We start from the raw sequence: 24,654 nt of genomic DNA on the forward strand, positions 1-24,654 counted from the left end.
CGACTGTAACTCCCACAGTCCTCGCCCCACTCTCCCGGTGTGTCGGTCACGACCCTCGTCACCTCTCCTTCGTCGCCGGAGGGTCCGGCGGATGCGCCCGGAGACGGGAAAAAGAAATCGGATCCGGGCGCATCCGGGGGCGACGGAGCCGGCGTAACCCGTTCTGCAAGCCAGGCCTGACGAATCAGCATCAACCACCAGGAGGCAGACAATGCAGTACGCGATGTTCCGTCGGGTCGCCGCGGGCGGCGCGGTGGCCGCCCTCACCTTCGCCGGCGTCGGCGCCGCCACCATGAGCCCGGCCTACGCCGCCTCGTCGAAGGTCTCCGTGGTCCACGGCATCCCGGACACCCCGGTCGACGTGTACGTCAACGGCGAGAAGACGCTGAACAACTTCAAGCCCGGCGACGTGGCCGGCCCGCTCACCCTGCCCGAGGGGGAGTACGACATCGCCCTGACCAAGCCGGGCGAGGCGGTCGACAAGGCGATCCTGAAGGTGGACGACGCGAAGGTGCCGGGCGGGGCGAACATCAGCCTCGCCGCCCACCTGAGCGCCGCCGGCGAGCCGCAGATCACCCCGTTCGTCAACGACGTGTCCAAGGTGGGCGCCGGCAAGGCCCGGCTGATCGTCCGGCACACCGCCGCCGCCCCGGCCGTCGACGTGCGGGCCGGCGGCAAGCCGGTCTTCGAGGGCCTGACCAACCCGAAGGAGGCGAAGGCGGACGTGGCGGCCGGCTCGGTCGAGGCGGACGTGGTGCTCGCCGGCACCGACACCGTCGCCATCGGCCCGGCCGACCTGAACCTGAAGGAGGGCACCGCCACCATCGTCTACGCGATCGGCTCGGCCGAGGCGAAGAACCTGAGCGTGGTCGCCCAGACCATCAACGGGCTGCACTCGGCGCCGGGCGGCGTGCCCAGCGGCACCGGCGGCCAGGCCGGCACCGGCGTGGACACCTGGTGGTACGTGCTGGCCGGGGCCGGCGTGCTGCTCCTGGTCGGCGGCGGGGCGCGGGTGGCGGCAACCGCCCGGGCCGGTCGCCGGTGACGGTGCGCAACCGCGGGGCGCTGGCGGCGATGGCCGCCGGCGCCGCCGCGCTCATCCTGGCGACGGTGGTGGCGTGCGGATCGGAGCCCGCCGAGGACGTCGGCGGCGACGAGGTGACCGCTTTGGCGAGCGCCACACCCACGCCCACGCCGGCGGCGACCGGCGGCGGCTCGGTCCCGGTTAACCCGGGGACGCTGCCGGCCGGCAGCGAGATCGTGCCGCCGGTGAAGTTGAGCATCCCGCCGATCCGGGTCACCGCCACCGTCAACCCGGTCGGCGTCAACGAGCGCACCGACGAGTTCGAGGTGCCGCCCAGCGTGGACCAGGTCGGCTGGTACCGCTACGGCCCCGGCCTGGAGGCCGACGCCGGCTCGGTGGTGATCGCCGGGCACGTGGACAGCGCCGAGCAGGGCAAGGGGGCGTTCTTCCGGCTGCGTGAGCTGGGCCAGGGGGACAAGCTGACCGCCACCGGCTCGGACGGCCGCGAGCGCGCCTACCGGGTGGTGGCCCGGGAGGAGTACCGCAAGTCGAAGATCCCGCTGGAGCGGTACTTCGCGCGCGACGGGAAGCCCCGCCTCACGCTGATCACCTGCGGCGGGCCGTTCGACGCGAAGACCCGCAGCTACCGGGACAACATCGTGATCACAGCCGTTCCCGCGTGATCACGGCCGTTCCGCGTGAGCGGCCGGACCGCCCCGGGTGGGACGGGGCGGTCCGGCCCCCGGTGCCGGGTACGCAGGCCGTTAGGCTGAACCGTGATGGCATACCTTGATCACGCGGCGACGACCCCGATGCTGGACGAGGCACTCGAGGCGTACGTCGCCGTCGCCCGCGAGGTGGGCAACGCGTCGTCGTTGCACGCGGCGGGTCGCCGGGCCCGGCGACGGGTGGAGGAGTCCCGCGAGCGGGTGGCCGCCGCCCTCGGTGCCCGTCCCTCCGAGGTGATCTTCACCGGCGGCGGTACGGAGAGCGACAACCTCGCCGTGAAGGGCGTCTTCTGGGCCCGTCGCGCCGGCCGGGCCGAGCGGGTCCGGGTGGTCTCCAGCGCGGTCGAGCACCACGCCGTCCTCGACGCGGTGGACTGGCTGGTCGAGCACGAGGGTGCGGAGGCCGGCTGGCTTCCGGTCGACGCGGCCGGGCGGATCGACCCGGAACGCCTGCGCGCCGAGCTGGCCGAGCACGGCGCGCGCGTCGCGGTGGTCACCGCCATGTGGGCGAACAACGAGGTCGGCACCGTCCAGCCGGTGGCCGAGCTGGCCGCCGTCGCCGCCGAGCACGGGGTGCCGTTCCACACCGACGCCATCCAGGCGGTCGGGCAGGTACCTGTCGACTTCGCCGCCAGCGGCGTGTCGGCGCTCACCGTGACCGGGCACAAGCTCGGCGGCCCGACCGGCGTGGGCGCGCTGCTGCTGGCCCGCGACGTCCCGGCCACCCCGCTGCTGCACGGCGGCGGTCAGGAACGTGACGTGCGCTCCGGGACGCTCGACACCGCGGGCATCGTCGCGTTCGCGGTCGCCGTCGAGGCCGCGGTCAAGGGCCAGCAGGAGTACGCGGCCCGCGTCGCCGCGCTGCGCGACGAACTGGTCGAGCGGGTCCGGCAGGCCGTCCCCGAGGTGATCTTCAACGGTGACCCGGCCGACCGGCTCCCCGGCAACGCGCACTTCTCCTTCCCCGGCTGCGAGGGGGACGCGCTGCTGCTGCTCCTGGACGCCCAGGGCATCGCCTGCTCGACCGGGTCGGCCTGCTCCGCCGGGGTGGCCCAGCCCTCGCACGTGCTGCTGGCGATGGGCGCCGACGACGACCGGGCCCGGTCCTCGCTGCGCTTCACACTCGGCCACACGAGCACCGGCACGGACGTGGACGCGCTGATCGCCGCGCTCCCGGCGGCGGTGGAGCGGGCCCGTCGCGCGGCCGCCCTCCGTACGCCCCGCTGACCCGGATACCCTCGGTGAGGACGAGGGGAGTGGGCCGGTGAGGGTTCTGGCGGCGATGTCGGGCGGGGTGGACTCCGCCGTCGCGGCGGCACGGGCGGTGGAGGCCGGGCACGACGTGACGGGTGTGCACCTGGCGCTGGCCCGTAACCCGCAGACGTACCGCACCGGCGCCCGGGGCTGCTGCACGCTGGAGGACTCCCGGGACGCCCGGCGCGCCGCCGACGTGCTCGGCATCCCGTTCTACGTGTGGGACATGGCCGACCGGTTCCACGACGACGTGGTGGACGACTTCGTGGCCGAGTACGCCGCCGGGCGTACCCCCAATCCCTGCCTGCGCTGCAACGAGAAGATCAAGTTCGCGGCGGTGCTGGACCGGGCCGTGGCCCTGGGCTTCGACGCGGTGGTGACCGGCCACCACGCCCGGCTCGGCGCCGACGGCCTGCTGCGGCGCAGCGTGGACGCGGCCAAGGACCAGTCGTACGTGCTGGCGGTGCTGACCCGCGCGCAGCTCGACCGGTCGATCTTCCCGCTCGGCGACTCGACGAAGGCCGAGGTACGCGCGGAGGCCGCCCGGCGCGGCCTCGCCGTGGCCGACAAGCCGGACTCGCACGACATCTGCTTCATCGCCGACGGCGACACCCGCGGCTTCCTCGCCGAGCGGCTCGGCGAGGCGCCGGGCCAGGTGGTGGACGCCCTCACCGGCGCGGTGGTGGGCAGCCACAGCGGCGCCTACCAGTACACCGTCGGGCAGCGGCGCGGCCTGCACCTGGACCGCCCGGCGCCGGACGGCCGGCCCCGCTACGTGCTGTCCATCACCCCGACCACGAACACGGTGACTGTCGGCCCGGCCGAGGCGCTGGAGGTCTCCGACGTGCGCGCGACCCGCCCGGTGTGGACCGGTGGCCCGCGCCCGGACGGGCCGGTCGAGTGCGAGGTGCAGCTGCGGGCGCACGGCGACGTGGTGCCGGCCGCCGTCGAGGTGGACGGCGACGGCCTGCGCGCGTCGTTGCGCCGCCCGGTCCGGGGTGTCGCCGCCGGCCAGGCGATCGTGGCCTACCGGCCGGACCCGGCCGGGGACGTGGTCCTCGGCTCCGCCACCATCACCGCCTGACGGCGGGCGTGCCGCGGGCCGTGGATAGGCTGCGGCGGTGACTGAGAACCGCTGGCCCTGGCCCGCCGGATCCGCGACCGGCATCGGGTCGCTGCCCGGCACCGACATCGCCGAGGCGCAGCGGATCGTGCTCGGCGAACTGCCCGCCCTGCCGCACCTGCCCGAGCTGCCCGCCCGCGGACCGGGCGCGGACCTCGTCGGCCGCACCGCCGGCCTGCTCGTCGAACTGCCCGTCGAGCTGTACGCGGCCCGCTGGCGGATCGCCCCGCGCCCCGGCCGTGACCTGCGCCGCGCCCGCGACCTGATGGAACGCGACCTCGACCAGCTCGCCGAGCAGGCCGAGGAGTACGCCGGACCGGTGAAGGTCCAGGCGGCCGGCCCGTTCACCCTCGCCGCCGCGCTGGAGCTGCCGATCGGCGGCCGGATGCTGCGCGACCCGGGCGCGGTCCGCGACCTCGCCGGTTCGCTCGGCGAAGGGCTGCGCGGGCACGTCGAGGCGGTGACCCGGCGGCTGCCGCGCGCCTCGGTGCTGCTCCAGCTCGACGAGCCGTCCCTGCCTGCGGTGCTGGCCGGGCGGGTGCCCACCGAGAGCGGCTTCGGCACCCACCGTCCGGTGGAGACCGAGGTGGCGCGGGCGCTGCTGCGCGACGTGATCGAGGCGGCCGGCGTACCGGCGCTCGTGCACTGCTGCGCGCCGGACGTACCGCTGGAGCTGATCCGCTCCGCCGGCGCGGCAGGCGTCGCCCTCGACCTGTCGCTGGTCACCGACCTCGACCCGCTCGGCGAGGCGATCGACGCCGGGCTCGGGCTGCTGGCCGGCGCCGCGCCGACGCTGCCGCCGCCGTCCGGCCGGGCGCCCACGTCGGCCGAGGTCGCCGACCGGGTCCGGCGGGTCTGGGACAAGCTCGGCTTCCCCCGCCGCCGGCTGGCCGAGCAGGTGGTGGTCACCCCCGCGTGCGGCCTGGCCGGCGCCACCCCGGGGTACGCCCGCGCGGTGCTCACCGCCTGCCGCGACGCGGGCCGGCGGCTCGCCGAGGACTGACGTTTTCCGTCGTACCCGCCGGGCACGATGACCGGCATGATTGGACGACTGCGTTCCACAGTGATCGACTGCCCCGATCCGCGCGCGCTCGCCGCCTTCTACTCCGAGTTGCTCGGCCTGCCCCTGGTGGAGGAGAACTCCGACGGCGACGAGTGGGTGGTGCTCGGCGGTCCACCCGGGCACCAGCCGCGGGTGGCCTTCCAGCGGGCGCCGGGCCTGCGCACCCCCGACTGGCCCGACCCGGCCCGGCCGCAGCAGTTCCACCTCGACGTGACAGTCGACGACATCGAGGCGGCCGAGAAGGCGGTGCTGGCGCTCGGCGCACGGCGGCTACCGGGTGAGGGGGAGGGCTTCCGGGTCTACGCCGACCCGGTCGGCCATCCGTTCTGCCTCTGCTGGGACTGATCTTCCGCGGCTTGCGCGGCGGAGGCATGATCGCCATCGTGACCGCCTCCACTGCCACCGGCCGCGCCGCCGGTTCGCTGTTCGGCCTGGCCTACGGCGACGCCCTGGGCAAGCCGACCGAATTCCTCACCGTCACCGAGATCGTCCGGCGCTACGGTCCGGCCGGTCCGCGCGAGCTGACCGGTGACCCGGCCCTGGTCACCGACGACACCCAGATGGCGCTCGCCGTGGCGTGGGCGCTGCACGACGCGTCCGCGTACACGGCCGAGGTGGTGGAGCCGCTGCTGCGGCAGCGCTTCGTCGACTGGTCGGTCAGCCCGGAGAACAACCGTGCGCCCGGCATGACCTGCCTGCGGGCCTGCGCCGAGCTGGCCCGGGGTGCCCGCTGGCAGGAGGCCACTGTCGCCGGCTCGAAGGGCTGCGGCGCGAACATGCGCGTCACCCCGGTCGGGCTGCTCGACGTCGACCTGGACACGATGGCCGGGCTGGCCCAGCTCCAGGCCGGCCTCACCCACGGCCACCCGACCGGGCTGGCGGCGAGCGAGCTGACCGCGTACGCGGTCCGGCTGCTGCGCGACGGCGCGGCGCTGCCGGAGCTGCCCGGTCTGCTCACCGAGCGGGCCCGGGAGCAGCGCACCGTCTACCGCGACGACTGGCTCGGTGACCTGTGGCAGCGGCCCGGCGAGAGCAGCGCGGCCGAGTTCGTCGCCCGGGGCTGGGACGACTGCCTGCGCGTGCTCGGCCGGCTGGAGGCGGCGCTGGCCCGCCCGGACGACGGCGGCGACCCGTGCCGGTTCACCGGCGAGGGGTGGATCGCCGAGGAGGCGCTCGCCACCGCGCTGCTCTGCGCGCTGCGCCACCGCGACGACCCGGTCGGCGCGCTGGCCCGGGGCGCCACCACGGCCGGTGACTCGGACTCCATCGCCGCGCTGGCCGGCGCGTTCGTCGGCGCCGCGTACGGCATCGCCGCCTGGCCCGCCGGGTGGGCCGGCCGGATCGAGTACGCGGGCCAGCTCACCGCGCTCGCCGCCGCCTTCGACGGGGAGGTGTCCGGCGCCGGCTCCCGCGGCGAGGGGTGACGCGCTCGCTCAGCCGGTGAGGTGCCTCAGCCGCCGGACGCCACGCCACAGGTCCGGGTCGCAGGCACCGGCCCGGTCGGCGAACGCGCTCAGCGGCACCGGGATCGGCTCGCTCACGTCGAGGTAGCTGTCGTGGTCGGCGCCCGGATCCCAGTCCCGGGTCGGGATCGGCAGATGGTCGTCCCGGTCCGACTTGTCCTGGCTGGTGATCTTCAAGACCTCGGCGTCCCGGCCGTCGACGCGCAGCACCAGGCAGGGACGCACCTTCGAACCGGTCCCGTCGGCGTAGGGCACGTCGGCCCACCAGATCTCCCCGGGCCGGGGCTCGTCCCGACCGGCCCGGCCGGCGCCCCGCGGCCTCGGCGGCGTCGCGGTGCGGTCACCCCGCGGCCCGGCGCCGGCCCGGTCACGCCTGCGGTCCGCCCGGTCGCGCGTCCCGGCGCGGCCGGCCGCGCGGCGGCGCCACTCGTTCCACAGCCATCCGGCCGCGACGCAGGCCACGATCACCAGCGCCCAGATCACCCCGTCGCGCATCCGCCGCCCGCCTCCCGACCGTTGTCGCCCACCACCGCCGACGCGATCGTCGCACGGCCGGGGCGGACCCGCCCGGGTGGCGCGGCGGGCACCGGTCCGCCCTGCTCGGCGCGGGTGACCGGACGACTGTCACAGCCGACCGCTACGGTTCTCGGGTAGCACCAACACGGGAGGTCGACAGCGGTGTCCGAAGGCGGCGGCGTGTCCGAAGAAGCGGTTCCCCCAGCGGTCGACGCGGCCCAGGCCGCGGCGGCGGGTGCCGAGCCGACCCCGGCGGCCCGGGAGCGGCACGCCACGCTCAGCCAGGAGCTGACCGAACACCAGTACCGCTACTACGTCCTCGACGCACCGACCGTCACCGACGCCGAGTTCGACAAGCAGCTGCGGGAGCTCGAGGCGCTGGAGGCCGAATACCCGGCGCTGCGCACCCCCGACTCGCCCACCCAGCGGGTCGGCGGCACCTTCTCCACCGACTTCACCCCGGTCGCGCACGCCGAGCGGATGCTCTCGCTCGACAACGCCTTCGCCGACGAAGAGCTGGCCGCCTGGTCCGAGCGGGTCGAGCGCGACGCGGGCGGCCCGGTGCCCTACCTGTGCGAGCTGAAGGTCGACGGGCTCGCCATCAACCTCACCTACGAGAAGGGCCGGCTGGTGCGCGCCGCCACCCGGGGTGACGGCCGCACCGGCGAGGACGTCACCGCCAACGTGCGCAGCATCAAGGACGTGCCGTCCCGGCTGACCCCGGCCGGCGACTTCCCCGACGTGCCCGATCTCCTGGAGGTGCGCGGCGAGATCTACTTCCCGGTGGCCGCGTTCGCCGACCTGAACGCGAGCCTGGTCGAGCAGGGCAAGGCGCCGTTCGCCAACCCGCGCAACGCCGCCGCCGGCAGCCTGCGGCAGAAGGACCCCCGGGTGACCGCCTCCCGCCCGCTGCGCCTGGTGGTGCACGGCATCGGCGCGCGCACCGGGTTCCGGCCGGCCGCGCAGTCCGAGTCGTACGCCGCGCTCAAGGCGTGGGGGCTGCCCACCAGCGACCGGTGGCGGGTGGTGGACGACCTGGCCGGCGTCGCGGAATACATCACCTACTACGGCAAGCACCGGCACGACGTCGAGCACGAGATCGACGGCGTGGTGGTCAAGGTCGACCCGGTCTCCATCCAGGGCCGCCTCGGCTCGACCAGCCGCGCGCCCCGCTGGGCGATCGCCTTCAAATATCCGCCCGAGGAGGTGAACACCAAGCTGCTCGACATTGAGGTGGAGGTCGGGCGTACCGGCCGGGTCACCCCGCGCGCCGTGCTCGAGCCGGTCCGGGTGGCCGGCTCCACCGTCGCCTACGCCACCCTGCACAACGCCCGCGAGGTCGAGCGCAAGGGCGTGCTCATCGGCGACACGGTGGTGCTGCGCAAGGCCGGCGACGTCATCCCCGAGGTGCTCGGCCCGGTGGTCGAGCTGCGCCCGGCCGACGCCCGTCCGTTCGTCATGCCGACCACCTGCCCGGCCTGCGGCACTCCGCTCGCGCCGGCCAAGGAGAGCGACGTCGACATCCGCTGCCCCAACGGGCGGGCCTGCCCCGGTCAGATCCGTGAGCGGGTCTTCTACCTGGCCAGCCGCAAGGTGCTCGACATCGAGGTGCTCGGCGAGAGGGGCGCGGCGGCGCTGCTGGACGCCCAGATCATCACCAACGAGGGCGACCTGTTCCAGCTCGACGCCGAGCAGTTGAGCCGGTCACCGTTCTTCGTCAACAAGGACGGCAGCCTGGGCAGCAACGCCACCAAGCTGCTCGACAACCTCGCCGAGGCCAAGGAACGCGACCTGTGGCGGGTGCTGGTGGCACTGTCCATCCGGCACGTCGGCCCGACCGCCGCGCAGGCGCTCGCCCGGCACTTCCGGTCGGTCGCCGCGATCGAGGCCGCCGGCGAGGAGGAGCTGTCCTCGGTGGACGGCGTCGGCCCGACCATCGCGGCGAGCGTGAAGGAGTGGTTCGCCGTCGACTGGCACCGCGACGTGGTGCGCAAGTGGGCCGAGGCCGGCGTACGGATGGCCGAGGAGGCCGCCGACGAGGGGCCGCGACCGCTCGACGGCGTCACTGTGGTGGTCACCGGCACGCTGAGCGGGTTCAGCCGCGACCAGGCGGCCGAGGCGATCCAGGTCCGGGGCGGCAAGGTGACCGGGTCGGTCTCCAAGAAGACCGGTTTCGTGGTGGTCGGCGACAACCCCGGCTCCAAGGCCGACAAGGCCGCCACCCTGAAACTGCCGATCCTCGACGAGGACGGCTTCCGGGTGCTGCTCGACTCCGGCCCGGAGGCGGCCCGCGAGGTGGCCCGGGTGGAGGACTGACAGGCTGGTCACAGCTTTCGTCCGGCGGATACCAAGTTAATTACGACTCCGACCGATTCGTGACTGTCGTGTCGGGGAAATCGCCTCGGAGGGCGTTTCATTGGCGTACGACGCGTGACGGCGCGCGCCAGGACGTTCCCCGGGAGGTGCGATGGAGACCGGCGACCCGCGTAACTCCGTCCCGCCCGGGCGGAGCGGGCCGTTCTTCGGCTTCGTCGCCGCGATCGGCGCGGTCGCCCTGCTGGTCTCGGCCGGGCCGCTCGTCGCGCTCGCCGACCGGCTGACCGAGCTGCCGGCCGCGTTCTGGACCATGGCGGTGCTCGCCGTCGCCTGCGACGCCCGCCCGTTCGTCCCGCCCGGCCGGCGGCAGACGTCTGCGGTGTTCCCGTCGACGTGCTTCACCTTCGCGATCCTGCTCGGCTGGGGCTTCGGCCCGGCCGTCGCGGTGCAGGCCGTCGCCGTGGCGGTCAGCGGCTGGCGACTCGGGTACGCGCCCTGGCGCACCGGCTTCAACGCCGCCCAGTACGCGTGCGCGCTCGCCGCCGCGTACGCGGTCACCCGGCTCGGTCCGGGCGAGCTGTTCGGCGGCGGCCGGCTGCACTGGACCGACGTGGCGGCGGTGGGCGGCGCGACGCTCGCCTGGTTCGTGGTCAACTACGGGCTGGTCAGCTCCGCGGTCCGGCTGCGTTTCGGCGACAGGTGGTGGCCGAGTGTTCGCAGCGGCCTGGCGTACGAGCTGCTGTCCACCGGTTCGCTGCTGCTGCTCGCGCCGGTGCTGGTAGCCGCCGCCCGGGCCAGCGCGGCGCTGATCCCGCTGGTGCTGGTGCCGCTGTTCGCCGTCTACCGGATGGCCCGGCTCTCCGAGGAACGCGAACAGCTCGCCGACGTGGACCCGCTCACCGGCCTGCCCAACCGCAAGGCGCTGCTCACCGAGGTGGCCGAGCAGGTGCACCTGCACGGCGAACGGGCCGCCCGGGGCGCGCCGGACGCGCACCTGGCGCTGCTGCTGCTCGACCTCGACCGGTTCAAGCACGTCAACGACGCGCTCGGGCACGCGGTGGGCGACCGCCTGCTGGTCGAGGTGAGCGCCCGGCTGATGGGCGCTGTGGACGGCGGTGACATGGTGGCGCGGCTCGGCGGCGACGAGTTCGCCATCGTCGTACCCCGGCTCACCGACATCGACCAGGCCCGCGAGCGGGCCGACCGGGTGGTCGCCGCGCTCGCCGAACCGGTGCCGCTGGACGGGCTGCCGCTGGACGTGGGCGGCGCCATCGGCATCGCGCTCTACCCGGACCACGGCGAGGACTTCGCCACCCTGATGCGTCACGCCGACGTGGCCATGTACGACGCGAAGCACCGCAACGACACGGTGGCGGTGTACGCGCCGGAGTCCGACCACAACTCGGCCGAGCGCCTCAGTCTGCTGGCCGACCTGCGCCGGGTGCTGGAGTCCGGCCCGTCCGCGCAGGGCGGGGAGACGGTCGGCGTACGCGGGGGTGACGGCGCGGCCCTGACCCCGGCGCTGCCGGTGCGGGCCGACCGCCCGGCCCGCAACCAGCGCCCGGCGCGCGGCGGCCGGGGACGGTCCGGCGACGGGCCGAACCGGTGGCTGCGGCGCCGCCGCGACCGCGCGGAGGAGCGGCACGACGACGACCTGATCGAGCAGATCCTCACCCGCGCCGACCCGATCCGCCGCCGGGCCGCCCGGGCCGGCGCCGGACCGGGCGCGGGTCCGCTCATGGTCGGCGACGCGGAGTTCGCGCCGGAGACCGCCGACGCCGACGTCACCCAGGACGCGGAGGCGGCCGTGAGCACCGGCGCGCCGGGCGTCATCGGGCCGACCGCCGACGGGAGCACCGCGGCCGAGGCGGACGACCAGGCCGGGCACCCGGGCGAGATCACCATGTACTACCAGCCGCAGATCGCCATCGCCACCGGCGAGGTGGTGGGCGTCGAGGCGCTGCTGCGCTGGCGGCACCCGCGCCGGGGCATGGTCGACCCGGGCGAGCTGATCCAGGTCGCCGAGCAGAGCGCGGTGATGCGGCTGCTCACCCGCCGCGTGGTCGACGACGTGGTGGAGCAGCTCGCCAAGTGGTCGGCGGCCGGGCTCACGCTGCGGGCCGCGCTCAACGTCAGCGTCCGGGATCTGCACACCGGCGAGATCGCCGACCAGATCGCCGACCGGCTGACCCGGTACGGCGTGCCGCCGGAACGCCTCCAGGTGGAGATCACCGAGGGCGCGCTGATGGCCGACCCGCGGCGGGTGCTCGCCAGCATCACCCAACTGCACCGCATCGGCGTCGGCATCGCGCTGGACGACTTCGGCACCGGCTACTCGTCGTTGCAGCACCTGCGCCGGCTCCCGCTGTCCGAGGTGAAGGTGGACAGGTCGTTCGTCCTCGGCATGGCCGAGGATCCGGACGACGCGGCGATCGTCCGCTCGATGATCGAGCTGGCCGGCGCGCTCGGGCTGCGGGTGGTCGCCGAGGGCGTGGAGGACGAGCGCACCTGGCGGCTGCTGCACGCCGCCGGGTGTGACGTGGCGCAGGGCTGGTTCCACGCCCGGCCGATGCCGGCCGAGGACCTGGTGGCCTGGCTGTCCCGCTACCGTCCGGTGCGCCCGGCGGAGGCGGTGGGCCGCGGCGGTCCGGCGCCGGAGGGGGAGTCGAAGGCGTCGTCGTGACGGCGGGACAATAGACTCGCTCCGGTCACCGCGCGTCATCGAGCACGCCCGCACGCGCGGCCGGCCCATCGCAGACGTCTCAGGACAGCCACGAAGGGGGCACTGATGGCCGCCATCTCCCGCGAGGAGGTCGCGCACCTCGCGCGACTGTCGCGGCTCGCCGTCACGGAGGAGGAACTGGACACCTTCGCCGGCCAGCTGGATGTGATCCTCCAGTCGGTCGCGCAGGTCGGCGAGGTCGCCGCGGCGGACATCCCGCCGACGTCCCACTCCGTGCCGCTGACGAACGTGCTCCGCGAGGACGTGGTGCGGCCGGGCCTGACCCCGCAGGAGGCGTTGTCGGGCGCCCCCGACGCCGAGGAGCAGCGGTTCCGCGTCCCGCGGATCCTGGACGAGGATGTGGCCTCATGAGCGAGCGCAGCGAGCGAATCATCAGGCTCAGCGTGGCTGTCGGTCGTGACGGCACGGAGCGAAGCGGAGTGCCGGCATGAGCGACCTGACGAAGATGACCGCCGTTGAGATCGCCGGGCTGGTGGCGAGCGGCGAGACCTCCGCGGTCGAGGTCACCCAGGCCCACCTGGACCGCATCGGCGCCGTCGACGACCGGGTGCACGCGTTCCTGCACGTCGACACCGAGGGGGCGCTGGCGGCCGCGCGTGCCGTGGACGAGCGCCGCGCCGCCGGTGAGGAGCTGGGCCCGCTCGCCGGTGTGCCGGTCGCGGTGAAGGACGTGCTCACCACCAAGGGCGTGCCGACCACGGTCGGGTCGAAGATCCTGGAGGGCTGGCGCCCGCCGTACGACTCGACGATCGTCGAGCGGCTGCGCGACGCCGGCACGGTGATGCTCGGCAAGACGAACATGGACGAGTTCGCGATGGGCTCCTCCACCGAATACTCGGCGTACGGGCCGACCCGTAACCCGTGGGACACCGACCGGATCCCGGGCGGCTCCGGCGGCGGCAGCGCTGCGGCGCTGGCCGCGTACGAGGCACCGCTGTCGATCGGCTCGGACACCGGTGGCTCGATCCGCCAGCCCGGCGCGGTCACCGGCACCGTCGGCGCGAAGCCCACCTACGGCGGCACCTCCCGCTACGGCCTGGTCGCGTTCTCCTCGTCGCTGGACACGCCCGGCCCGTGCGCGCGTACCGTGCTCGACGCCGCGTTGCTGCACCAGGTGATCGGCGGTCACGACCCGCGCGACTCCACCTCGATCCCGGCCCCGGTGCCGGACGTGGTGGCCGCGGCGCGGCTCGGCGCCACCGGTGACCTGACCGGCGTGAAACTCGGCGTGGTCACCGAGTTCACCGGCGAGGGCGCGGAGCCCGGCGTGATGGCCGCGTTCCGCGACGCCGCCGAGGCACTGGCGAAGCTGGGCGCCGAGATCGTCGAGGTCTCCTGCCCGCACTTCAAGTACGCGCTGCCGGCGTACTACCTGATCGCGCCCAGCGAGTGCTCCTCCAACCTGGCCCGGTTCGACGGCGTCCGGTTCGGCCTGCGGGTCGGCGACGACGGCAACCGGTCGCTGGAGGAGGTCATGTCGCTGACCCGCGAGGCCGGTTTCGGCCCCGAGGTCAAGCGGCGCATCATGCTCGGCACGTACGCCCTCTCGTCGGGCTACTACGACGCCTACTACGGCCAGGCGCAGAAGGTCCGCACGCTCATCACGCGGGACTTCACCAGCGCGTTCGAGCAGGTCGACGCGCTGATCTCGCCGACCACGCCGTTCGTGGCGTTCCCGATCGGGTCGCGTACCGCCGACCCGTACCAGATGTACCTGGCCGACCTGTTCACGATCCCGACGAACCTGTACGGCGGCCCGGCCATCTCGGTGCCGTGCGGCCTGTCCGACGGGCTCCCGGTCGGCTTCCAGATCATGGCGCCGACCATGGCCGACGACCGGATGTACCGGGTCGCCGCCGCGCTGGAGAACGCCGTCGGCACGCTCACCCCGCCGGCGCTCTGAACCAACACCGGTACGGAGGCGGGCCGCCCGCCTCCGTACCGGCACGCTGATCACCGATCAGTGGATTGCCCGGGGACACCGGCACTGGTCGAATAAACTCCGAGTCTGCTGGATCGACTGGACTGTGGCCCGCTGGCGGACGCGAGCGGTTCCGACCGAGAGCTGGATGTGCGATGGGGACACTTCGCCCGGTCATGGCCCTGATGATGGCCGTCGCGCTGCTGCTGGGCGCCGGTCAACCGGCCGCCGCGCAACCGGCCACCGCCGCCACCGAGACCGTCACCATCACCTCGGGCAAGCCCCGGTCAATCATGGTCATCGGGCAGGTCTACGCGATCCACACGGTCGAGGCCACGGGCGGTACCGCGCCGTACCGGTTGTCGGTGACCTCGGGCGGTCTGCCGCCGGGGATGCTGGTGGTGGGGACGTCGCTGGGTGGTGCGCCGACGACGCCCGGCACGTACACGTTCACGCTGCGGATGACCGATCAGAACGACCTGTTCGACGAGCAGACGGCGACCATCGAGGTACGCGAGCCGACTGTCGTCATCACGTCGGGCAAGCCCCGGTCGCCGATGTACCTCGGCCGGGTGTACGCGATCCACACCGTCGAGGCCACCGGTGGCACCGCGCCGTACCGGTTGTCGGTGACCTCGGGCGGTCTGCCGCCGGGGATGCTGGTGGTCGGGACGTCGCTGGGCGGTGCGCCGACGACGCCCGGCACGTACACGTTCACGCTGCGGATGACCGACAAGAACGACCGCTTCGACGAGCAGAACGCCACAGTCGTGGTCGCCGAGGCGGCGACCGCGTTCACCTCCGGCGAACCGCCCGCCGCCACCGTCGGTAAGCCGTACTCCTTCCCGTTCACCGCCGACGGCGACTCGGACATCACGTTCGCCCTGGCCGCCGGGGCCCTGCCGGACGGTCTCACCCTCGACGAGGCGGGCAAGCTCCGCGGCACCCCGGGCAGCGCCGGCACGTTCACCTTCACCGTCGCGGCGAAGGGGTACAGCACCAGCGCCACGAAGCAGGTGTCGCTGACCGTCGCCGCCCGCACCCCGGCCACCCCCACGGCGTCCCCGACCGGCTCGACGCCCGACCCGGCCGACCCGACTGCGACGCCGACGCCGAGCGACCCGGCCGCCACGCCGTCGGAGAGCAGCAGCACCACGGCGCCCCAGCCGACGCCCTCGCCGTCGAAGGTGAGCGGCGCGTGGCTGCCGATCACCGGACCGGGTTCGCCGCTCGTCCTGCTGCTGCTGAGCGTCGTGGCCTTCTCCGTCGGCGGCATCCTGCTCGTGCTGGCGTACAACCGCCGGCGGACCTTCACCACACCCGAGTGACACCCGGCCCGGGCCCGGTGCCCGTCGCGGGGCCCGCGCGGTGATCTCGAAGCCCGGCAGCGGGGTGGCCGGGCCAGCCGATTAGGCTGGAACGGTTCTGTCCGGATCGCGCCTGGAGCTCAGATGACGACGACACTGCCCGCGTACGACGAGGTCGTCGCGCGCTTCGAACCGGTGATCGGCCTGGAGACCCACGTCGAGCTGGGCACGAACACCAAGATGTGGTGCGGCTGCCCGACCGACTTCGGCGGCGAGCCGAACACCCGGGTCTGCCCGGTCTGCCTCGGCCTGCCCGGATCGCTGCCGGTGGCGAACAAGGCCGCCATCGAGGCGACCATCCGGATCGGGCTGGCGCTGAACTGCTCGATTGCCGAGTGGTGCCGGTTCGCCCGGAAGAACTACTTCTACCCGGACATGCCGAAGAACTTCCAGATCAGCCAGTACGACGAGCCGCTGTGCTTCGACGGCTACCTGGACGTCGAGGTCAACGGTGAGCTGGTGCGCATCGGCATCGAGCGGGTGCACCTGGAGGAGGACACCGGCAAGACGCTGCACGTCGGCGGCGCCACCGGTCGCATCCACGGCGCCACCGAGTCGCTCGTCGACTACAACCGGGCCGGCATCCCGCTCGTCGAGATCGTCACCAAGCCGATCCCCGGCACCGGCGCGCTCGCGCCCGAGGTCGCCCGCGCGTACGTCACCGAGCTGCGCGACGTGATCCGCTCGCTCGGCGTCTCCGACGTGCGGATGGAGGAGGGCTCGCTGCGCTGCGACGTCAACACGTCGCTGAACCGGCCGGGGGAGGAGTGGGGCACCCGCACCGAGACCAAGAACGTCAACTCGCTGCGCTCGGTCGAGCGGGCGGTGCGCTCGGAGATGCTGCGCCAGGCGTCGGTGCTGGAGGCGGGTGGCCGGATCACCCAGGAGACCCGGCACTTCCACGAGGACACCGGCGACACCACGTCGGGCCGGTCCAAGGAGACCGCCACCGACTACCGGTACTTCCCGGAGCCGGACCTGGTGCCGCTCGCCCCGGACACCGCGTGGGTGGCCGAGCTGAAGGCCGCCCTGCCGGAGCTGCCGCGCCTGCGCCGCAAGCGGATCCAGCAGGAGTGGGGCCTGTCCGACCTCGACATGCAGTCGGTGGTCAACGCCGGCGCGGTCGAGCTGATCGAGGCGACTGTCGCCGCCGGTGCCACCCCTGCCGCCGCCCGGAAGTGGTGGCTGGGCGAGCTGTCCCGCCGCGCCAACGAGACCGGCGTGGAACTGGCCGACGTGGGCGCCACCCCGGCCCAGGTCGCCGAGCTGCAGGGCCTCGTCGACGCGGGCAAGCTCAACGACAAGCTGGCCCGTACCGTGCTGGAGGGCGTGGTGGCCGGCGAGGGCTCGCCGACCGAGATCATGACCAACCGCAACCTGGAGGTCGTCTCGGACACCGGCGCGCTCACCGCCGCCGTGGACGAGGCGATCGCCGCGAACCCGGACGTCGCCGACAAGATCCGCAGCGGCAAGGTCGCGGCGGCCGGCGCGCTCGTCGGCGCGGTCATGAAGACCACCCGCGGCCAGGCGGACGCGAAGACCGTCCGCGAGCTGATCCTGGCGCGCCTCGGCGCCTGACGTACGTAAGGAAGGGCCCCTTCTTAACGCCTGGTGCATGGGAAGGGGCCCTTCCTAACGCCTCGCCACCCCTCCCCGGACAGGGCGTCAACGGCGACGCCCGGATGGAGTCACCGTGAACCAGCACGACCTCGACGTCCTCGACGAGATCCAGCGCCGGGTGCTCTGGCTCGCCACCCGCATCGTCGACGCGGCCAACCACGACCGCGACACCGGTGACGGGGTGAAGGTCGGCGGCCACCAGGCGTCAAGCGCCTCCCTGGTCACCGCGATGACAGCGCTCTGGTTCCAGCACCTGGACGCCGAGGACCGGGTGGCGGTGAAGCCGCACGCCTCGCCGGTGTTCCACGCGATCCAGTACCTGCTCGGCAACCTCGACAAGTCGTACCTGCCGAAGCTGCGGGCGCGCGGCGGGCTCCAGTCGTACCCGTCGCGCACCAAGGACCCGGACGAGGTGGACTTCTCCACCGGCTCGGTCGGCCTGGGCGCCGCCGCGCCGCTGTTCGCCGCCGTCACCCGCCGCTACGTCGACGCGCACTTCGGCGCGCGCCCGCACTCCCGGTTCGTCGCCATCATCGGCGACGCCGAGCTGGACGAGGGCAACATCTGGGAGGCGGTCGCCGACCCGGCCACCACCGGGCTCGGCAACGTGATGTGGCTCGTCGACTTCAACCGCCAGTCGCTCGACCGGGTCGTCCCCGGCATCCGGATCAACCAGTGGCGCGGCCAGTTCGAGGCAGCCGGTTGGCACGTCGTGGAGGTCAAGTACGGCCGCAGGCTCGCCGAGGCGTACGCCCGGCCGGGTGGCGCGGCGCTGCGCGACTGGATCGACCGGATGCCCAACGAGCAGTACCAGTCGCTGTTCGGGCTGGCCGGCCCGGCGCTGCGCAAGCAGTTCCTGGACGGCGCGCCGGCCGAGGTGGCCGCGTTCGTCGCCGACATCGGCGACGACGAGCTGGGCCCGCTCGTCACCGACCTGGGCGGGCACGACGCGCAGGCCATGCTCGACGCGTACGCCCAGTGCGACGCGGTCACCGACCGGCCCAGCGTCGTGTTCGCGTACACGGTCAAGGGCTGGGGTCTGCCCATCGCCGGCAACCCCCGCAACCACTCGGCGTTGCTCACCACCGAGCAGGTCGACGCGCTGCGCGCCGCGCACGGCCTGACCCCGGAGACCGAGTGGGACCGCCTCGACCCGGCGTCCCCGGCCGGCATCCGGGCCGGCGAGCGCCGGGAGGCGCTGTCCCGCCCGCCGCGCGAGCGTGCGCTGGGCGTCACCGTTCCGGAGACCACGAGGGTACGCGCGAACAAGCCCGTCTCCACCCAGGAGGTCTTCGGCCGGGTGCTCGTCGACCTGGCCCGCGATCCGCAGGTCGCGCCCTACCTGGTGACCACCGCGCCGGACGTGGCCACCTCGACCAACCTGGCCGGGTTCATCAACAAGACGGGCGTGTTCGCCCCGACCGAGCAGCGTTCCTGGACCGAGGACCGGATGCTGCGCTGGACCGAGAGCCCCGCCGGGCAGCACATCGAGCTGGGCATCTCGGAGATGAACCTGTTCCTGCTGCTGGGCCAGCTCGGCCTGTCGTGGGACCTGTCCGGCCAGCCGCTGCTGCCGGTGGGCACCGTCTACGACCCGTTCGTGCTGCGCGGTCTCGACGCGTTCCTCTACGGCACGTACTCCGGTTCCCGGTTCGTGGTGGCGGGCACCCCGTCCGGCATCACGCTGGCACCCGAGGGCGGCGCGCACCAGTCCACCATCACCGCGTCGGTCGGCCTGGAGCTGCCGGGGGTGACGTTCCTGGAGCCCGCGTACGCCGGCAGCCTCGACTGGCTGCTCTGCGACGCGCTCGGGCAGATCGCCGGCGGCTCCGCACCGGCCGCCACAGCCGCGCCGGCCGAGGACGGGGCGTACTACTTCCGGCTCAGCACCCGGCCGATCGACCAGGCGCCGTTCGAGGCGGCCCGGGCGCGGCTCGGGGACGCGGTGCTGCGGCGGCAGGTGGTGGCCGGCGCGTACCGGCTCGTCGACGCGCACCAGGCGTACCCCGATCTGGCTGACGCCCCGGTCGTGCAGCTCGCCGCCTCCGGTGCGGTGCTGCCGGAGGTCCTGGCGGCCGCCGCGGAGCTGGCGGAGGAGGGCGTGGCCGCGCACGTCGTGGACGTCACCAGCCTGGACCGCCTCTACCGCGCCTGGCAGCGGACGCTGCGCCAGGGCGTGCGGACCGCGACCGTGCCGAGCGTGCCCGGCGCGCTGCGGTCGGCGTTCGCCGACCGGGTGCCGGTGGTCACCGTGCACGACGCCGCCTCGCACGCGATGGCCTGGCTCGGCTCGGCGGTCGGCGCGCCGGCGGTGCCGCTCGGCGTGGACGAGTTCGGCCAGTCCGGCAGCGTCCGGGAGCTGTACGAGCTGCACGACCTGCTGCCCGGCAGCATCGTCAACGCCGCGCTGGCCGCGATCGCGCTGCGCTGAGGCGGCGGCTGGTTCTCTCTCACGGAACGTGACGGCTGGGTTGGCTGCGGAGAGTAACCGCCTCCAGCGACCTCGGGGATCACCTCTCGGCCCCTTTGCTCTGCAGCCATATCCGCATCACCGTCCTGAGCTGGGGCGGAATGGAGCTTCCGCCGCTCTGCACCCACCCAGGCGGTGACGCTCGGTGCCTGCCGCGCGGATGGGTGCAGAGCAAAGTCGGCGGTGGGCCATCCCGGTGCCGGACGGGCTTCGTGACGCGCAGTGACCGGGCGTCGGTGCGGCAGCGCACCGGGCCGATCGCGAGAAAGGCGAGAAGAGCGGGGCCGTCAGCTCGTGGGGGTGGGGCTCAGCGTGGTCGTACCCGGTGACGGCGACTCCGACGGGCCGCGGGTCGGGGTCGGGGTGACCGGGACCTGGTCGCCCTTGGCCGGGTCGCGGATGACGTGCCGCTCCAGGTTGACCTGCGACTGCCCGGTGCCGCCGACGGTGATCTCGTCGTACGCCTGGAGCAGCTTCTGCTGGTCGAAGTAGAGCACCGTCATGGTCAGCGGGGTCGGCTTCTCGCCCTCCAGGCCGCGCAGCCCGGCACCGCCGGTCGAACCCTGCACCATCAGCGTGGTCGGCTGCTTGCCCTCCACCTGCGGCAGCTTCGACACCTGCCGGGAGTGCGTGTGCCCGGACAGCACCAGCGGGCAGGTGCCGGAGAGCGGGCCGGCCGAGGCGGGGTCGTGGATGAGCGCGATGTCGACCTTGCGCGGCGACTTCCCGATCGTGGCGGCGAGCTGTTCACCGGCACCGATCACCTGGTCGGCGACGGCCGAGGTGAGGCCGCTTCCGGCCGGTGAGGTCTCCTTGTCCGGGGTGAAGCGGGGGTCGCCGATGCCGGCGATGGTCAGCCCGCCCACCGTCGTGACCGAGTTGTTCAGCACGATCGCGTTCGGCTGCTGCGCCACCGCGGCGGCGGTGCGCGGCGAGTCGTGGTTGCCGCGGATGAACACGTACGGCTTCTTGAGCAGGCCGATCGACCCGACGAACGAGGCCTCCGGCTCGCTGCCCCAGTCGGTCATGTCGCCGGTGTCGACCACCACGTCGATGCCGAACTGCTCGACCACGGTGCGGATCAGCTGCCAGCCGGTCGGGTTGAGGTGGATGTCCGACACGTGCAGCACCCGGGTGGTGCCGGGCGACGGCTGCACCACCGGCAGCGCCGAGACCGTGGTGTAGAGCTTGCTGACGTTGCCGACCAGCCGCTGGAGCTGCTCGGCGTACTTGGTGTAGTCGTTGGCGATCCGCCGCGCGTCACCGACGATCGCCGGCGCGTTGACGAGCAGGCCCTCGTACCGCGGCTCCTCGATCGCCTGCGGGCGCAACGTGCTCGCGGCCACCCCGAGGCTGCCGGCGGTCACGACCAGCGCCAGACCGCCGGCCCACGCGGTGCGACGGACGTCCCGGAAAACCAGCGCGGCCAGCAGCAGCGTGGCCAGCACGGCCGAGGCGAGCGTACGCAGCCCGAGCCGCATCACGCCGTCGCGGACGTCCTGGACGGCCGACTGGCTGGCCCGGCTGATGCTGGCCGGGTCGTCGATGAGCGCCTCGGTGCGCCCCTGGTCCAGCGAGCCCACCTCGACGGTGAGGTACGCCGGACCGTCGTGGCTGTCCAGCAGCAGCGCGCCCAGCGGCGGGATGTCGACGGTGGTGCCGCCGGACAGCGACGGGCTGAGCTTCAGTTCGGCCCGGAACGGGCCGATGTCGGTGCCGACGTGGCCGCCCGCGTACGTGCCGATCACGATGCCGCCGAGCGTGACCGCGAGCAGAGCCAGCACCACACCTAGCCGGCGCAGCCGGTGGCCGGGCCGCCACGCCGTCAGTCGGCGGGCGCGCCCGCGCTCCGGAGACGCCTCGTCCCCGGTGCGCTGCTGTTCGTTCTCGTGGCCGTCCATGCTGAGATTCTGACCTGCCCCCTGCGCGATCTTGACAAACCCGCCCGGCCGGATCAGCTCCGGCCGGCACCACCGTCGGCGAAGACGAGCCGCAGGAGGCGGTCGTCCTCGGCGGTGGGCGTACCCCGCCCGTCCCGGTTCGACGTGCTCACCCACAGTGAGCCGTCGGGCGCCGCCGCGACGGCCCGTAGCCGACCGTACCGGCCGTTGAGCAGGTCGCGCGGCTGACCGAGGACTGTGCCGTTACCGGCCAGCTCCACCAGCCAGAGCCGCTGGCCGCGCAGGCAGGCGGCGACGAGCAGACGGTCCGCTGCCGCCAGGCCGGAGCAGGAGGCGTCACCGGTGGGCCACTGTGTGATCGGGTTCACGTAGCGCCTGTCGTCGCCGCGCCCCTCGACCCGGGGCCACCCGTAGTTGCCGCCCTTGTTGATCTGGTTGATCTCGTCCCAGGTGTTCTGGCCGAACTCCACCGCGTACATCTTCTTGTCCGCCGTCCAGGCGAAGCCCTGGACGTTGCGGTGACCTGTCGACCAGACCGGCGACCCGGCGGTGGGGTTGCCCGGCGCGGGCTTGCCGTCCGGCGTGATCCGCAGGATCTTGCCGCCGAGGCTCTTGGCGTCCTGGGCGTTCTCGGTGCGCCCGGCGTCGCCGGTGCTCGCGTAGAGGTGACCGTCCGGGCCGAAGCCCAGCCCGCCGCCGTTGTGCGTACCGGACTTCGGGATGCCGGTCAGGATCGGCTTCGGCGCCTGCCCGAGCTGCATCTTCGCGATCCGGTTGTCGTCCTCGGCCGTGTAGTAGACGAAGACCGTGCGGTCCTTCGCGTACGCGGGGGAGACCGCGATGCCGAGCAGGCCGCCCTCGCCGCCGGCGGCCACGTCCGGCACTGTCTGCACCGGCCGCACGGCCAGCCCGTCCGGGCCGGACTCCGGGCCGACCTGGAGGATCCGCCCCTTGTCCCGCTCGGTCACCAGCGCGCCGCCGTCGGGCAGGAACGCGATGCCCCACGGCACCTCCAGGCCCCTGGCCAGCACGGTGGCGACCACCTGCTGGCCGGCCCCGCCGGGGCTCGCGGTGCCGGACGGTGTGGGCAGGTTGGGCGGGGCGCCGGCCGGGTCCGGCTCGGGCTCGCCGAGGGCGCAGCCGGCGGTGCCCAGCAGCAGCGCCGCGCAGGACGCCGCCAGCGCCGTCCGGAGGCGGCGGACACGGGGGTACGCAAGACGCGGGCTCACCCGCCCCAGCCTAGCCGGGCGGACCGGCGAACCGGGCGCGTCGCGCGCACCCCTGCCCGCCTCCGGCCGTTCGGGGGAGTGCCGGTTCAACCGGCCCGCAGCGCGAGCAGGGCGACGTCGTCCTCGCGCCGGTGCGCGGCGGCGAGCAGCCGGTCGCAGAGCAGGTCCAGCGGTACGCCCGGCCCGCCGGCCTCGAGGTGGGCGAGCAACTCGGCCTGTCCCTCGTCGATCGGCTGGTCCCGGCGCTCGATCAGCCCGTCGGTGTGCAGCAGCAGCGTGTCGCCCGGTGCCAGGGTCAGCATCCGGCCGCTGCGCCGGGGCGGCCGGGCCAGGCCGAGCAGCGGTCCGCGGCCGTCCGCCACCGAGACCGTGCCGTCGGCCCGCACCAGCAGCGGTGGCGGATGCCCCGCGTTGCACCAGGAGACCGCCAGCCCGCCGGCGGCCGGACGGACCCGGGCCAGTACGGCGGTGGCGACGGTGGGCACCCGCAGCCCGCCCATGGCCCGATCCAGGTGGGCGATCAGATCCTCCACCGGATCGTCACGCCCGTACGCGTTGCCACGCACGAGGTTGCGCAACTGGCCCATGGTGGCCGCCGCCTCGATGTCGTGCCCGGCGACGTCGCCGATCGCGGCGATCAACTCGCCGTCGGGCTGGACGAACGCGTCGTACCAGTCGCCGCCCACCTCCACCCGGTCGGCGGCCGGCAGGTAGCGGGCGGCCAGCTCGATCCCCGGCACGGCCGGCAGGGTCGGCAGCATGCTGTGCTGCAACACCTCGGCGACGTGGCGCTGCTCGCCGTAGAGCCGGCTGTTGCCGACCGCCTGTCCGGCGCGTACCCCGATGTCCTGCGCGGTGCGCAGGTCGCTCGGGTCGAAACCGCGCCGCCCCGGACGGTTGACCAGCGTGACCGCCCCGATCACCCGGTCCCCGGCGGCGGTGATCGGCACGGTCAGGTGGGAACCGACGCCGAGCCGCTCGGCGAGCGGCACCAGCTCCGGGCGCGTCGTGCCGCGCGCCACGTCGTCCAGGCCGGCCACGGCCCGGACCACCGGCCGCCCGGTACGCAGCACCGACCGGATCTGCGACTCCGCGCTGAGGCCTGTGGTCAGCAACTCGGCGAAGCGGGCCAGGTCGGGCCCGCGCTCGGCGTCCCGGTGCACGCCGGTGACGGTGCGCGGCCGGCCCGCCGGGTCGACGAGCGTGATCAGGCACCAGTCGGCGAGTAGCGGCACCATCGCGTGCCCGAGCCGGTCCACCGCGGTGGCCACGTCGAGCGTGCCGCCGAGCATCTCGCTCATCCCGGCCAGCATGGCGAGCCGGTCGTGCGCCTCCTCCGCGCGGCGGCGGGCCTGCTCGGCGCCCCGGACCGCGATGCGCAGCCGCAGCTCCGAGGAGCATGCGGCGGCCAGGTCGGCGAGCGTCCGCAACTGCTCCTTGGACCAGGCCCGGGGCTTGCTGTCGATCGCGCAGAGCGAGCCGAGCACCCGCCCGTCCAGGTCGGTCAGCGGCATGCCCGCGTACGCGACCACGCCCAGATCCTCGATCGCCAGGTTGAGGCGTACGCGCGGGTAGAGGCGGGCGTCGGGCAGCACCAGCGGCATCTCGATGTCGACGACGTGCTGGCAGAACGAGTGAGTCAGCGGCGTCTCCCGGCGAGCCGCCCACGGCTCCGGCAGCCCGGTCGCGCCGGGGAAGAACTGACGGTCCGCGTCCACCAGGGAGACGAGCGCGACGGGTACGTCCAGCAGATCCCCGACCAGCCGCGCGAACCTGTCGAACGCCTCGTCCGGTACGGCGTCGAGCCGGGTCTCGTCGAGTGAGCGCAACCGGTCGGGGTCGGCGAGCGCCGGAATCGGCACGGACACCCGTCCCCGGCCGTCCTCGCTCATCGCCACCGCCCTCAGCAAGCGGAA

18 protein-coding genes are annotated in these 24,654 nt (G+C 74.0%); 14 read left to right on the plus strand and 4 right to left on the minus strand.

Going from position 1 to position 24,654, the window contains the following annotated elements:
• Nucleotides 1-211: 211 nt before the first annotated feature.
• The 7 genes from ACPCK6_RS11725 to ACPCK6_RS11755 all read left to right on the plus strand — a co-directional run bounded on the left by ACPCK6_RS11725 (nucleotide 212) and on the right by ACPCK6_RS11755 (nucleotide 6,616).
• Nucleotides 212-1,045 (plus strand): DUF4397 domain-containing protein, encoded by an 834-nt coding sequence (locus ACPCK6_RS11725; protein WP_396880209.1) that lies wholly within the window; start codon nucleotides 212-214, stop codon nucleotides 1,043-1,045.
• Complete coding sequence (locus ACPCK6_RS11730) at nucleotides 1,042-1,707, plus strand: class F sortase (protein WP_318332805.1); 666 nt, start codon at nucleotides 1,042-1,044, stop codon at nucleotides 1,705-1,707. Before ACPCK6_RS11725 ends, ACPCK6_RS11730 begins: the two co-directional genes overlap by 4 nt.
• A gap of 96 nt (nucleotides 1,708-1,803) precedes the next feature.
• Entirely contained in the window at nucleotides 1,804-2,979 is a 1,176-nt protein-coding gene (locus tag ACPCK6_RS11735) for a cysteine desulfurase family protein (protein ID WP_396880210.1), read from the plus strand.
• Nucleotides 2,980-3,016: 37 nt separating this feature from the next.
• The gene (gene mnmA, locus ACPCK6_RS11740; RefSeq protein WP_396880211.1) at nucleotides 3,017-4,090 is read left to right on the plus strand and encodes a tRNA 2-thiouridine(34) synthase MnmA; all 1,074 of its coding nucleotides are present in this window, start codon (nucleotides 3,017-3,019) and stop codon (nucleotides 4,088-4,090) included.
• Nucleotides 4,091-4,127: 37 nt separating this feature from the next.
• Entirely contained in the window at nucleotides 4,128-5,132 is a 1,005-nt protein-coding gene (locus ACPCK6_RS11745) for a methionine synthase (RefSeq protein WP_396880212.1), read from the plus strand.
• Nucleotides 5,133-5,168: 36 nt separating this feature from the next.
• Nucleotides 5,169-5,537, plus strand: coding sequence for a VOC family protein (locus ACPCK6_RS11750; RefSeq protein ID WP_396880213.1), 369 nt, complete (start codon nucleotides 5,169-5,171; stop codon nucleotides 5,535-5,537).
• Between the two features lie 26 nt (nucleotides 5,538-5,563).
• Entirely contained in the window at nucleotides 5,564-6,616 is a 1,053-nt protein-coding gene (locus tag ACPCK6_RS11755) for an ADP-ribosylglycohydrolase family protein (RefSeq protein ID WP_396880214.1), read from the plus strand.
• A 9-nt stretch (nucleotides 6,617-6,625) separates the two neighbouring features.
• On the opposite strand, the gene ACPCK6_RS11760 is transcribed toward ACPCK6_RS11755, so the two are convergent.
• A complete protein-coding gene (locus ACPCK6_RS11760) occupies nucleotides 6,626-7,150 on the minus strand; it encodes a type II toxin-antitoxin system PemK/MazF family toxin (RefSeq protein WP_423481115.1) in 525 nt (174 codons plus the stop codon).
• A 183-nt stretch (nucleotides 7,151-7,333) separates the two neighbouring features.
• Here ACPCK6_RS11760 and ligA point away from each other — a divergent pair, with 183 nt between their 5' ends.
• The 7 genes from ligA (at nucleotide 7,334) to ACPCK6_RS11795 (ending at nucleotide 19,569) form a co-directional block, all read left to right on the plus strand.
• Complete coding sequence (ligA, locus tag ACPCK6_RS11765; protein ID WP_423481116.1) at nucleotides 7,334-9,487, plus strand: NAD-dependent DNA ligase LigA; 2,154 nt, start codon at nucleotides 7,334-7,336, stop codon at nucleotides 9,485-9,487.
• A 151-nt stretch (nucleotides 9,488-9,638) separates the two neighbouring features.
• The gene (locus ACPCK6_RS11770; RefSeq protein WP_423481117.1) at nucleotides 9,639-12,170 is read left to right on the plus strand and encodes a putative bifunctional diguanylate cyclase/phosphodiesterase; all 2,532 of its coding nucleotides are present in this window, start codon (nucleotides 9,639-9,641) and stop codon (nucleotides 12,168-12,170) included.
• 105 nt (nucleotides 12,171-12,275) lie between these two features.
• Nucleotides 12,276-12,581, plus strand: coding sequence for an Asp-tRNA(Asn)/Glu-tRNA(Gln) amidotransferase subunit GatC (gatC, locus tag ACPCK6_RS11775; RefSeq protein WP_013284468.1), 306 nt, complete (start codon nucleotides 12,276-12,278; stop codon nucleotides 12,579-12,581).
• A 76-nt stretch (nucleotides 12,582-12,657) separates the two neighbouring features.
• A complete protein-coding gene (gatA, locus tag ACPCK6_RS11780) occupies nucleotides 12,658-14,133 on the plus strand; it encodes an Asp-tRNA(Asn)/Glu-tRNA(Gln) amidotransferase subunit GatA (protein ID WP_423481118.1) in 1,476 nt (491 codons plus the stop codon).
• 173 nt (nucleotides 14,134-14,306) lie between these two features.
• Entirely contained in the window at nucleotides 14,307-15,479 is a 1,173-nt protein-coding gene (locus ACPCK6_RS11785) for a putative Ig domain-containing protein (RefSeq protein WP_423481119.1), read from the plus strand.
• A 123-nt stretch (nucleotides 15,480-15,602) separates the two neighbouring features.
• Complete coding sequence (gene gatB, locus ACPCK6_RS11790) at nucleotides 15,603-17,096, plus strand: Asp-tRNA(Asn)/Glu-tRNA(Gln) amidotransferase subunit GatB (protein ID WP_018786240.1); 1,494 nt, start codon at nucleotides 15,603-15,605, stop codon at nucleotides 17,094-17,096.
• A gap of 115 nt (nucleotides 17,097-17,211) precedes the next feature.
• Entirely contained in the window at nucleotides 17,212-19,569 is a 2,358-nt protein-coding gene (locus tag ACPCK6_RS11795) for a thiamine pyrophosphate-binding protein (protein WP_318332819.1), read from the plus strand.
• 326 nt (nucleotides 19,570-19,895) lie between these two features.
• On the opposite strand, the gene ACPCK6_RS11800 is transcribed toward ACPCK6_RS11795, so the two are convergent.
• From ACPCK6_RS11800 to ACPCK6_RS11810, 3 genes are all read right to left on the minus strand, one after another.
• Nucleotides 19,896-21,509, minus strand: a complete 1,614-nt coding sequence (locus ACPCK6_RS11800) for a metallophosphoesterase family protein (protein WP_396880221.1) — start codon at nucleotides 21,507-21,509, stop codon at nucleotides 19,896-19,898.
• Nucleotides 21,510-21,562: 53 nt separating this feature from the next.
• On the minus strand, nucleotides 21,563-22,738 hold the full coding sequence (locus ACPCK6_RS11805; RefSeq protein WP_396880222.1) for a PQQ-dependent sugar dehydrogenase: 1,176 nt from the start codon (nucleotides 22,736-22,738) through the stop codon (nucleotides 21,563-21,565).
• 86 nt (nucleotides 22,739-22,824) lie between these two features.
• A complete protein-coding gene (locus tag ACPCK6_RS11810; protein ID WP_423481120.1) occupies nucleotides 22,825-24,630 on the minus strand; it encodes a SpoIIE family protein phosphatase in 1,806 nt (601 codons plus the stop codon).
• Nucleotides 24,631-24,654 lie beyond the last annotated feature (24 nt).

The sequence above is a fragment of the Micromonospora sp. AB353 genome (assembly GCF_049538395.1).
GTDB classification, from domain to species: domain Bacteria; phylum Actinomycetota; class Actinomycetes; order Mycobacteriales; family Micromonosporaceae; genus Micromonospora; species Micromonospora aurantiaca.